General features: G+C 64.8%; 10 protein-coding genes. 6 read left to right on the top strand and 4 right to left on the bottom strand.

Annotated features, from left to right (window positions below; all coding sequences use genetic code 11):
* Positions 1–241 precede the first annotated feature (241 nt).
* Positions 242–424 carry a hypothetical protein gene (locus ACQY4Y_RS01755; RefSeq protein ID WP_428488850.1) on the top strand — a complete coding sequence of 61 codons (183 nt, stop codon included), beginning with the start codon at positions 242–244 and terminating at the stop codon, positions 422–424.
* 60 nt (positions 425–484) lie between these two features.
* On the opposite strand, the gene rpiA is transcribed toward ACQY4Y_RS01755, so the two are convergent.
* Positions 485–1,174 (bottom strand): ribose-5-phosphate isomerase RpiA, encoded by a 690-nt coding sequence (rpiA, locus tag ACQY4Y_RS01750; protein ID WP_428488849.1) that lies wholly within the window; start codon positions 1,172–1,174, stop codon positions 485–487.
* 238 nt (positions 1,175–1,412) lie between these two features.
* Between rpiA and map the strand changes: the two genes are divergently transcribed.
* Positions 1,413–2,219, top strand: coding sequence for a type I methionyl aminopeptidase (map, locus tag ACQY4Y_RS01745; protein WP_428488848.1), 807 nt, complete (start codon positions 1,413–1,415; stop codon positions 2,217–2,219).
* Positions 2,220–2,298: 79 nt separating this feature from the next.
* Positions 2,299–3,072 (top strand): RadC family protein, encoded by a 774-nt coding sequence (gene radC, locus ACQY4Y_RS01740; RefSeq protein WP_428488847.1) that lies wholly within the window; start codon positions 2,299–2,301, stop codon positions 3,070–3,072.
* Positions 3,073–3,222: 150 nt separating this feature from the next.
* Here the strand turns inward: radC and ACQY4Y_RS01735 are convergent, their stop codons facing one another.
* Together ACQY4Y_RS01735 and ACQY4Y_RS01730 are read right to left on the bottom strand one after the other, a co-directional pair.
* Positions 3,223–4,464 carry a glycosyltransferase family 4 protein gene (locus tag ACQY4Y_RS01735; RefSeq protein WP_428488846.1) on the bottom strand — a complete coding sequence of 414 codons (1,242 nt, stop codon included), beginning with the start codon at positions 4,462–4,464 and terminating at the stop codon, positions 3,223–3,225.
* 253 nt (positions 4,465–4,717) lie between these two features.
* A complete protein-coding gene (locus ACQY4Y_RS01730; protein ID WP_428488845.1) occupies positions 4,718–6,214 on the bottom strand; it encodes a CoA-acylating methylmalonate-semialdehyde dehydrogenase in 1,497 nt (498 codons plus the stop codon).
* A 358-nt stretch (positions 6,215–6,572) separates the two neighbouring features.
* Between ACQY4Y_RS01730 and ACQY4Y_RS01725 the strand changes: the two genes are divergently transcribed.
* The 3 genes from ACQY4Y_RS01725 to ACQY4Y_RS01715 all read left to right on the top strand — a co-directional run bounded on the left by ACQY4Y_RS01725 (position 6,573) and on the right by ACQY4Y_RS01715 (position 10,457).
* On the top strand, positions 6,573–8,189 hold the full coding sequence (locus tag ACQY4Y_RS01725) for a flavin-containing monooxygenase (RefSeq protein ID WP_428488844.1): 1,617 nt from the start codon (positions 6,573–6,575) through the stop codon (positions 8,187–8,189).
* A 49-nt stretch (positions 8,190–8,238) separates the two neighbouring features.
* Positions 8,239–9,291 (top strand): alpha/beta fold hydrolase, encoded by a 1,053-nt coding sequence (locus ACQY4Y_RS01720; RefSeq protein ID WP_428488843.1) that lies wholly within the window; start codon positions 8,239–8,241, stop codon positions 9,289–9,291.
* A 134-nt stretch (positions 9,292–9,425) separates the two neighbouring features.
* The gene (locus tag ACQY4Y_RS01715; RefSeq protein ID WP_428488842.1) at positions 9,426–10,457 is read left to right on the top strand and encodes an aspartate-semialdehyde dehydrogenase; all 1,032 of its coding nucleotides are present in this window, start codon (positions 9,426–9,428) and stop codon (positions 10,455–10,457) included.
* Between the two features lie 31 nt (positions 10,458–10,488).
* Here the strand turns inward: ACQY4Y_RS01715 and ACQY4Y_RS01710 are convergent, their stop codons facing one another.
* A complete protein-coding gene (locus ACQY4Y_RS01710) occupies positions 10,489–11,457 on the bottom strand; it encodes an NmrA family NAD(P)-binding protein (RefSeq protein ID WP_428488841.1) in 969 nt (322 codons plus the stop codon).
* Positions 11,458–11,559 lie beyond the last annotated feature (102 nt).

Raw genomic sequence — 11,559 nt, 5'->3', positions numbered from 1 at the left:
CCAGGAGGACTCGGCTTGATCGATCTGGCCGGCGCGCTGGTGACTGCGACGCGTTGCACGGTCAAGGCGAAACCGCGCGCCTGATCAAAGATCGAGGCTGCGAGCGGTTGTTCACGCTGCAGGCGAACCGCCCCCCGCAAAATGCCGAGGTCCACGCTTGGTTCGCCGATCCGGCCAGCAGACCAGATGGCGAACACACCACGATCGACGCGGATAACGGACGGACCGAGGTCTAAGTTGGATGCTGTCGGACCGGCGCCATCCGGACGAGGCGCCGATTCTGGGTCTCGACACGCTCGGCATGGTGGAATCAACCGTGACGCGGGACGGCCAGAGCTCGACCGAGGGTCGCTTTTACCTGTCCACTTCGCTTCAAAGCCATGGCCTTCGCGGCCGTGGTGGGCGCAAACTGGTGCATGTGTGAGTGTCCTACTCACGCGGCCTGATCGTGGACGTTTTTCTGCGATCGGATTCCAGAGGCCGGTCAGCGATCCAGGCGGATCATTCCGCTTGGGGTGGCCACCAGGGCGGTTGTTGCCAGACCGATGAACAGCCCGTTTTCGACCACGCCGATCACACCGGACAGATCCCGTTCAAGCCGGGCCGGGTCGTCGATGGTGCCAAAACGGCAGTCCAGGATCAGGTTGCCGCCATCGGTGCGGAATGGCGTGCCGTCCGCTGCCATCCTCAGCACCGGGTTGGCGCCCAGTCGGGCCAGGCGGGCCGTGGTGGTTTCGTGGCCGAAGGCAACGATCTCGACCGGGACGGGCGTAGTGGCGCCCAGCTTGGATACCAGCTTCGGTTCATCGGCGATGATCACCAGACGGTCGCTGGCCGCAGCGACGATCTTCTCACGCAGCAGCGCCCCGCCCAGACCCTTTACCAACGCCAACGACCCGCGGGCGATTTCGTCGGCGCCGTCGATCGTCAGGTCCAGGCGGGGGTGACGGGCAAAATCGGTGAGTTCGATGCCGCCTTGCTTCGCCTGGCTGGCGCTGCGCTCGCTGGTGGGCACGCCGACGATTCGCAGGCCGGCGCGGACCCGCTGGATCAGCCCGTCGATGGCGAACGCGGCGGTCGAGCCGGTGCCGAGACCGACCGCCATCCCATCCTGCACCATCGCCACGGCGGCCATCGCGGCCTCGCGCTTGCGGGCGTCACGGTCGTCGGTCATGTCCGGACCGGGCACGACACGGGGGTGCGCAACAGGGCGGTGCGGGCTGGTTGAGCGTGTGGCGGGCGCGGGCGGCCTGCGCGAGAGTGCATATCGATGCTCATGGCACCGTTCTAGACCGATCCTTGAACGCTCGCCAGCGTTCCGAACGAGCGCGGAAGTCAGGTTGACCTTGCGCCAGGCCAAACGGTTGCGCATGTTGCGAATCGATGGAAGAAGGCCGGGGCGGAGCATTGTAATGGACGGCGGAGCAGACTCAAGGCGCATCACGATCCACGCGCCGGGCGATTTCGCCGGAATGCGTGCCGCCGGTCGGCTTGCCGCCGAGACCCTGGACATGATCGTGCCGCACGTGAAGCCGGGCGCGTCCACCGGGACGCTGGATCGGCTGTGTCACGAGTTCATCCATGATCACGGCGCGACCCCTGCGCCGCTGAACTATCGCGGCTATCCGAAGTCGATCTGCACGTCGATCAACCACGTCGTCTGTCATGGCATCCCCGGCGAACGCAAGCTGGAGAACGGCGACATTCTGAACATCGATGTCACCGTGATCCTGGACGGCTGGCACGGCGATACGTCGCGCATGTACGCCGCCGGCATGCCGAATACTCGCGCCCGCAATCTGATCGACGTGACCTATGAGTCGTTGATGCGGGGGCTGAAAGCAGTGCGGCCAGGCGCCACTTTGGGCGACATCGGCCACGCGATCCAGAGCTTCGTCGAGGGCAACCGGTTCAGCGTGGTGCGGGACTTCTGTGGTCACGGCATCGGCCGGCGGTTCCACGAGCCGCCGAACGTACTGCATTTCGGCCGCCCGGGCGAGGGTCCGATTCTGCGGCCTGGGATGTTTTTCACCATCGAACCGATGGTGAATTCCGGACGCCCGGAAGTGAAGGTGCTGGACGACGGCTGGACCGCGGTCACCCGGGATCGTAGCCTTTCGGCTCAGTTCGAGCACATGGTCGGCGTTACCGACAGCGGGTGCGAGGTCTTCACCCTGTCGCCGTCCGGATTGGACAAGCCGCCGCTGGGCATTGGCTGAGCTGGTCGTTAGCTGATTGTCAAGGTTTGGCCGCTAGGGTTGGCGGCATTTGAAGCGCTGCGAGCGTCCGAACCGATCCATGTCCAGAGCTTCCAAAACATCCGGGGTGGCTGACGTTGCATTGTTTCCGGGCTTGCTGCCCGGCCCGACGGACGCAGCTGGCGCGGAGTCTGGCGTGGCTGCTGGCGGCGAGGGACATCGCCAGCGCATGCGCCAGCGGTTGCTGAAGGCCGGACCGGACGCGCTGGCGGATCATGAAATGCTGGAAATGCTGCTGTTTATCGCGCTGCCCCGACGCGACACCAAACTGATCGCCAGGGAGTTGCTGACTCGATTTCGCAGCTTCGGCAGCGCGGTAGCGGCGCCGGTTTCGGAACTGATGTTGGTCGATGGCCTGGGCGAGGCCGGCGCGGCGGCGTTGAAGCTGGTGCAGGCCGCCGCGCTACGGATGATGCGGCACGAGGTGGCGACCCAGCCAGTGTTGTCGACCTGGGACCGGCTGACCGAATACCTGACTGCCAGCATGCAGCACGAACGCGTCGAACAGTTCCGGGTGCTGTTCCTGGACGGGCGCAACCGGCTGATCGCCGATGAGGTACAGGGACAAGGAACGATCAACCACGCGCCTGCCTATCCGCGCGAGGTGGTACGCCGCTGTCTGGAGTTGCATGCCACGGCGGTGATCCTGGCGCATAACCACCCGAGCGGGGAACCGGCTCCGTCGCGCGAGGACGTGACGTTGACCAAGGAGATCGTCCGGGCGGCGGCGATGATGGGGATCGCGGTGCACGACCATATCATTGTCGGGCGCGGCAAGTGGTTGAGCTTCCGGGCAGAAAAACTGTTGGGCTAGAGAAATATCGGTTCAGGTTGAACCGATTTTGCTTTGCAATTCATTTTTCGAGAGGGCGATTCACGCTTTTGGTGATGCTACCAAAGGCGATCGCACTTTGACGCACGTGGTGGCGACTGTACTGATCGCGGTTTGGGTTTTCCGCCGGTGTTACAATGTCGGCTTGCTGGCCGCGTTCGCCGGTGCCGCGGTCGCGGGCCGGTGCGCCGATCGAGCTCGGCCAGCTTGGGCGATCGCCGCCTGGGCGATGGCGGCGACCCGTTCGGCGTTGCGATTCCAGGTGAGCGACTTGGTGGTGATCGTCTGCCGCGCCGCCTCACCGAGGCGCGCCCGCAGCCCGGCGTCGGCGCACAGGCGGAGAAGGGTCTGTTCCAGTGATCCGTCCTGGTCCGCATCGAACAGCAGGGCGTCCTGGCCGTCGGTGAGGATTTCGCGGATATTCTCGGTATCGGGAGCAACGATCGCGCGGCCGAGCTGGAGATATTCGAACAGCTTCAACGGCGAGGAGTACGGCGTCAGACCGGGCAGCACGGCGATGTCGAACGCCGCGATGTAGCGGGCGACGTCGTCGCGGGCGACGATCCCGGCGATGGTCAGCCGGTCGGCGACGCCGCGTGCCCGCGCATGGTCCTGCAGGGACTCGCGGGCCGGCCCGTCGCCGACGACCAGGATATGCAGGTCGAAGCGAGCGTGGTGCAGGGCAACGAAATCGATCAAGCGGTGGACGGCGTTCCAGCCGCGAATGAAGCCGGTGAAGCCGATCACCATCCTGGAAGGCCCCATCTGCGAGGTAAGGCCAAGCGCCTGTTTGGCGGCGGCGGGATCGGGGACGGCGCTGAAGCGATCCGGATCGATGCCGTTCGGGATGACGGTCATGCGCGCGGCCGCGACACCGGTGTCGGCCACCATGCCGGCCAGCACGCCGGTGACCGGCAGGACATGATCCACCCGGTTCCACAGCACCGTCTGCGCCCAGCGGCCGAGCCGGTGCAGCCGCAATCCATCGTTCCTGGCTCGCTCCTGGTAGAGCGGCGCGTTCACCTCCAGCAGCAACGGCACGCCGGACAGGCGGCGCATCCAGAGGCCGGCAAACAGGAACAGGCTGAAACGTTCGTAGATCACATCGGGACGATGCCGGCGCATCGCCGCGGACAGGCGGATGAAGGCCTTGATATTGTAAGCGATTTCAAGGGATTCGTAGACGGCGCCGGGAATGATGCGTTTGATGAGATCGACCAGTCGATTGGAACCGCCAAACTTTGTCGCGCCGAACGATGCTGGACCGACCAGGATGGTTTCGTGGCCTTGGCGGCGCAGCGCAGCGATCATTTCCTCGATGTGAACCGCCTGGCCGTCACGCGATGCGATGCGATGGTGAAACAGGATCCGCATGCCCAGGTCATCCTTGAGTCCATGGAGCCGCGACCGACGGGTCCATGGAAGTGATCGTTACTGCATCACGCAGCCTCGATGCCGGGGATTAGCAGGGAAGTCGAACCAATTGGTTAATGATAGCCGGCCGCGCGAAAGATTCGTCGCTGACCCGGGCCGGATCGGCGATCGAAGCTTGCGCGTCAGCAGGGGCCGTTGGTGACTGATTCGGCCTGCGCCGGCGGCGTGTCGGCGCAGGCCTTTGGATCGGGCGTTACCGGCCCAGCGTCGGCATGGTGAACTCTGGGCCGCGCCGGGTTCCCGCCGTCCAGCGCTGCGTCACCGCCTTGTAACGGGTGTAGAAGCGCACGCCCTCGGGGCCATAGATGTGGTGGTCGCCGAACAGCGAGTGCTTCCAGCCGCCGAACGAGTGGAATGCCATCGGCACCGGGATCGGGACATTGATTCCCACCATGCCGATCTGGATGGCCTGGGTGAAGTCGCGGGCCACCCCGCCGTCATTGGTGAACAGGGCGACGCCGTTACCGTATTCATGAGCATTGATCAGCCGCGTCGCGGTGGCGACGTCGGGCGCGCGCACCACCGACAGCACCGGGCCAAAAATCTCGTCCTGGTAGATCCGCATCTCGGGCTTGACGTTGTCGAACAGGCAGCCGCCGAGAAAGAAGCCGTTTTCGTAGCCTTGCAGCTTCAGGCCACGGCCGTCGACCACCAGGTCGGCGCCTTCCTTGACCCCGAGGTCGACGTAGCCGCGGACCTTTTCCAGGTGCTCGCGGGTGACCAGCGGGCCCATCTCGGCATCCGGATCGGTTCCCGGTGCCACCTTCAATGCCCGGACCCTGGGGGCCAGCTTCGCGATCAGCGCATCGCCGGCCGACCCGACCGTCACCGCCACGGAGACCGCCATGCAGCGTTCGCCGGCGGCGCCGTAGGCTGATCCCATCAGCGCGTCGACCGCGTCGTCGATATCGGCGTCCGGCATCACCACCAGGTGGTTCTTGGCGCCCCCCAGCGCCTGCACCCGCTTGCCGTGCGCGGTGCCGCCGCGATGGATGGTCTCGGCGATCGGGGTGGACCCGACGAAGCTGATCGCGGCGATGCCGGGGTGGGCGATGATGCTTTCGACCGCCTCGCGGCCGCCTTGGACGACGGAGAACACGCCGTCGGGCAAGCCGGCCTCTTGCAGCAAGGCGGCCAGCTTCAGCGAGACCGAGGGATCCTTCTCGGACGGTTTCAGGATGAAGCAGTTGCCGGTGGCGAGCGCCATCGGGATCATCCACAGCGGCACCATGATCGGGAAGTTGAACGGGGTGATGCCGGCGACGACGCCGAGCGGCTGGCGGATCGACCAGGCGTCGATGCCGGTGCCGACCTGGTCGGTGTATTCGCCCTTCAGCAGATGCGGGATGCCGCAGGCGAACTCCACCACTTCCAGGCCGCGCTGCACCTCGCCATCGGCGTCGGACAGCACCTTGCCGTGTTCGGCGGTGACGATCTCCGACATTTCGCGGCGGTCGCGTTCCAGCAGTTCCTTCAGCTTGAACATGACCCGGGCGCGGCGCAGCGGCGGAGTGTTGGCCCAGGCCGGCCAGGCGGCGTTGGCGGCGGCGACGGCGGTGTCTACTTCGGATGCGTTGGCCATCGCCACCCTGGCGGTGACCTCGCCCTGGGCCGGGTTGAACACGTCGCCGAACTTGCCGCTGGTTCCGGCGACGGGCTTGCCGGCGATGAAGTGGCCGATTTCGCGCATGGTGGGTCCTCCCGCAATCTCCGCACGGACGTAGAACACCGGCGCACGGTGGTCCAGCCACCGGCGCGACATGCGACGAACGGGCTGGCTTCGCGGAGCCTGGCCCACGGGGGGCTGATCGCGGGGGGCTGATCGCGGGGGCTGATCGCGGGGGGCTGACCTCGGGGCGCTGATTGACCGGGGTTGTTCCGTCTCCTGGCCGGCGATATCGTGTTTCGTCATTTCCAGGCGTCTCCGGTGCGCAGCACAGTGGTTGCCCGGGAGAATGCTGCTATGGCCAAGGTTCGGCGAAGTCGCCTGGGTACAATGATCGTTCGGACAATGAAAAAGACGAAATAACGCACATCGGGAGGATTTCATGACCGGCGCAAAGCAGGATTTCGATGCGGTGGTGATTGGCGCAGGATTTTCCGGCCTGCATATGCTGAAATCGCTGCGAGACAGGCTGGGCCTTGACGTACGCGTGTATGAAGCCGGAGGCACGGTCGGGGGCACCTGGTATTGGAACCGCTATCCCGGCGCTCGGTGCGATTCCGACGCCTATATCTACTGCTTCACCTGGGACAAGCAGCTGCTGCAGGACTGGGAATGGTCGGAGCGCTACCCCGAACAGCCAGAGATTCTGCGCTATCTGGAGCACGTCGCCAAGCGGCATGACTTGAAGCGCGATATCCAGTTCAACACCCGGATCACCGGCGCCGAGTTCGATGAGGCCAACAACCGGTGGACGCTTCACGACAGCAATGGCGAGAGCGTGACGGCACAGTATCTGATCACCGCCGTGGGCACTCTGTCGGCGACCAACCTGCCACAGTTCGCCGGGCTCGAGACCTTCAAAGGCAAGTGGTACCACACCAGCCAATTCCCCCATACCGGCGTTGATTTCACCGGCAAGCGGGTCGCCGTGATCGGCACCGGCGCCACCGCGGTGCAGGCGATTCCGGAGATCGCGCAGCAAGCCAAGCAACTGACGGTGTTCCAGCGCACCGCGAATTATTGTGTGCCGGCACGCAATGGCAAGGTCGATCCCGAATTGGTCAAGGCGCGCAAGGCCGATTACGACGGCGTGGTCAAGCGCATCCGCGAATCGTTCTTTGGCCAGGAGCATTACTTCATGCCGAAGTCTGCACTGGAAGCTACGGCGGAGGAGCGCGAGCACGAATTCGACCGGATGTGGGACAGCGGTGGCTTCGCCTTCTGGCTGGCCAACTACCAGGACATGTTCTTCAGCCAGCAAGCCAATGATTTCGCCGCCGACTACATCAAGGGCAAGATTCGCGCCACGGTGAAGGACCCAGCGGTGGCGGAGCGGCTGATCCCCAAGGGTTACGCCTACGGCACGAAACGCCAGCCGCTGGACACCAACTATTACGAGACCTTCAACAAGCCCAACGTCGCCTTGGTCGATGCCGCCACCGACGGCGCGATCGAGGCGGTGACCGAACGCGGCATCCGCGCGGGGGGAAAGGAGTATCCAGCGGACATTATCGTGTTCGCGACCGGCTTCGACGCCATGACTGGCGCGCTGAAGGCGCTCAACCTGAAGGGCCGCGACGGCCGTACCCTGGATCAGGAATGGGCCGACGGACCCCGCTCCTACCTGGGCATTTCGGTCGCCGGCTTCCCCAACCTGTTCACCATCACCGGTCCGCAGAGCCCGTCGGTGCTGACCAACATGCCGGTGGCAATCGAACAGCACGTGGAGTGGATCACCGACTGCATCGAGGCGCTGAAGCAAAAGGGCCGGAACCGGATCGAGGCGACCAAGGACGCTCAAGAGCAATGGGTCGCGCACGTCAATGAGGTGGTTGGGCAGACGCTGATGGTCAGCGCCAACTCGTGGTATATGAGTGCCAACATCCCAGGCAAGCCGCGCGCCTTCCTGCCCTACCTCGGCCCGGAGGGTGTCGGTGGCTATCGCCGCAAGTGCGACGAGATTGCCGCCAAGGGTTACGAGGGATTTGCACTGACGTAACAACGATCGCCGGGGTGACCTGACGGCGACAACGAGGGAGGCGCAAGCGATGATCGAAAACTCGTACTACTCGCAAGATGTGCATGGCCCCTACGAACTTTTCGAGGTTGGCAACCTCGAATTGGAAGAAGGCGGCACCATCCGCGGCTGCAAGCTGGCCTACGCCACGCACGGTAAGCTGAACGCCGCCAAGGACAACGCCATCCTGATCCCGACCTGGTACTCCGGCACCAGCAAGATCATGGAGCAGGTCTATATCGGGCCGGGCCGAGCGCTTGATCCGGATAAGTATTTCATTGTTGCCGTCAACCAAATCGGCGGCGGCCTTTCGACCTCGCCGCACAACACGCCGGCACCCGGCGGGATGGCCAACTTTCCGCATGTGCGGATCGGCGATGACGTGCGGGCGCAGCACAAGCTGGTAACGGAGCAGTTTGGCCTGGGCAGCCTGGCGCTGGTGGCCGGCGGGTCGATGGGCGCGCAACAGACCTATGAGTGGGCGGTGCGCTACCCCGATATGGTCAAGCGGGCGGCGCCGATCGCCGGGACGGCGAAAAATACCATCCACGACTTCCTGTTCACCGAGACGCTGGTGGACGCGATCACCTCCGACCCCGGCTTCAACAAGGGTTTTTACCAGTCGTCGGCGGATGTGCGCGATGGTCTGCTGCGCCACGCCAAGATGTGGGCGGTGATGGGCTGGAGCACGGAATTCTTTCAACAGGGAAGGCACAAGCAGCTGGGTTTTTCGTCGATGGATGATTTCATCATCAATTTCATGAACGGTTATTTCAGCGTCATGGATCCCAACGACCTGCTTTGCATGGCCTGGAAGTGGCAGCGCGGCGACGCCAGCCGCCACACCGGCGGCGACCTGCGCGCGGCGCTGGGGCGGATCAAGGCGAAGACCTTCGTGATGCCGATGTCGTCCGATATGTTCTTTCCGGTTGCCGATTGCCAGGCGGAATGGCGGCTGGTTCCGAATGCGGAATTCCGGCCGATCGAAACCGTGGACGGTCATCTGGCTCTGTTTGGTGCCGATCCGAACGCGATCGGCCAGGTGGATGGGCATCTGCGGGAATTGCTGGCGATCGGGGTTTAGCGGGCAACGGCGAGGCGGCCAGAGGGCAAAGCGCCATACGGCAAAACGCCATATTGCTTGCCTCGCCGCGCCGCTGCGGCTAACCGTTCCGTTCCGCGCGCCCAGTTGGGCGGTGTTGCATACAGGAGAGTATAATGGCTTACAGGGTCGCGGTTGTCGGCGCCACCGGGGCGGTCGGGCGCGAGATTCTGAAAACCCTGGCGGAACGGAACTTCCCGGCCTCGGAAGTGATCGCGCTGGCCTCCGGCCGCTCCACCGGCGCCGAAATATCCTTTGGTGAGAAGAAAGTCCTGACCGTCCGCAACCTGGACAGCTTCGATTTCACCGGCACCGATATCGGCCTGTTCAGCCCGGGTGCGGCGGTCTCGGCGATCCATGCCCCGCGTGCCGCCGAGCACGGCTGCGTGGTGATCGACAATACCAGCCAGTTCCGCATGGATGCTGATGTACCGTTGGTTGTGCCCGAGGTTAACCCGCAGGACCTGCGCCACTTCGCCAAACGCAACATCATCGCCAATCCGAACTGCTCGACCATCCAGATGGTGGTCGCGCTGAAGCCGTTGCACGACGAGTTCAAGATCAAGCGCGTCGTCGTGTCGACCTATCAGTCGGTTTCGGGTGCCGGCAAGGAGGGCATGGACGAGCTGTTCAACCACACCAAGTCGTCCTTCGTTTACGAACAAAGCGCGCCGGAGCAGTTCACCAAGGAAATCGCCTTCAACTGCATCCCCCATATCGACAAGTTCATGGACGATGGTTCCACCAAGGAAGAGTGGAAGATGGTGGTGGAGACCAAGAAGATCCTCGACCGCAACATCGCGGTGCATGCGACGTGCGTGCGCGTGCCGGTGTTCATCGGCCACGGCGAAGCGGTCAACGTCGAGTTCGAACGCCCGGTTGCCGCCGGCGAGGCTCGGGCGATTCTGCGCGACGCGGCCGGCGTGGAGGTGGTCGACGTCCGCGAGGATGGCGGCTACGTCAGCAATGTCGAATGCGCCGGCGAGGACGCGGTGTTCGTCAGCCGCATCCGCAAGGATCCGACGGTCGAACACGGGCTGTCGTTCTGGTGCGTGTCCGACAATCTGCGCAAGGGCGCGGCGCTGAACGCGGTGCAGATCGCCGAGACGATGATTGCCATGAACCTGCTGGTGAAGAAGGCGGCTTGAGGGTTCGGGAGCCGGGCGCGGGAGGCTGCGATTAGCAGCGTCCGTTGGCGAGATCCTCGAAATATGCGCGCAAGCCGCGCGGCTCACGGCCGAGGATGGCGCGCAGCGTCAGCGCGTTGCCGTGCAGCCCATGGCGATCGTAATGCTCGAACATTGGCCTGAGCGCGTTGGCCCGGGGGCCGAGCGTGGCGGGATCGATGCGCCGGGCCTCGACTTCGTGGCCGGTGACGTCGGCCAGCATGGCGGCGATTTCACGCCGATTGAGCTTGGCCTCGGCGCAGAGCTCAAAGGTGCCGTTGATCAGTCGGTCCTCGGTCAGGGCGATCGCCGCCACTTCGGCGACGTCGCGATAGTCGACGCGGCTGTGGCGCGTCTCGTTCGACCAGGGTTCGGCGAGGATCCGCCGTTCGGTGATCTCCCGCCAGGCGGCGGCAAAGTTCTGATACAGCACCCCCGGGTGCAGAATGGCGAATTCGAGCCCGGAATTGATCATGGCCTGCTCCACCGGCGCCTTCGCCGCGTGGTTCGGCAGGGAGAGCACCGGGTGGATGACGGAAGAGAAGACGAACCGGGTGACGCCGGCGTGGACCGCCTGCGCGACCAGTCGTTGCCCGATCGCGGCCTGGTCGGGAAGGTCGACCGGCGCGATGTAGAACACGGCGTGCATGCCGGTGAGCGCGTCGGCGACACTGCTTGCGTCAGCGAGATCGCCGACGGCGACCTCGGAGGCGCCGTGGGCGAGCGCCGGGTCGCGTTGGTCGGGGCGGCGGACGAACGCCCGGACATGGGCACCACGGCGGGCGAGTTCCGGAAGCACGAGCCCGGCGATCGGACCGGACGCGCCGAACGCCAGGATCTTGCTCATCGTCCCGCCCCCATGCGGCGTGCGCCGACACCGGTGGTCGAGGCGAAGGACCCGAACGGGGCGGGGGATCGTCGTGCCCCACGCTCGGTGATCCTGCGGGTGCCGGCAACGCCGGACTGGATCGCGCGCGACCACGCGGCTGCGCCGGAAGGCGCTGATTGGGCGATCATCATGTCGGTCTCCCTTGAACGTCCGCCATCATTCGCATTGATGTCCCGCGACGAGAACAACAGGGGG

The sequence above is a fragment of the Rhodopila sp. genome, from assembly GCF_965277165.1.
Lineage (GTDB): Bacteria > Pseudomonadota > Alphaproteobacteria > Acetobacterales > Acetobacteraceae > Rhodopila.
This window is presented reverse-complemented; position numbering and strand designations above follow the sequence as displayed.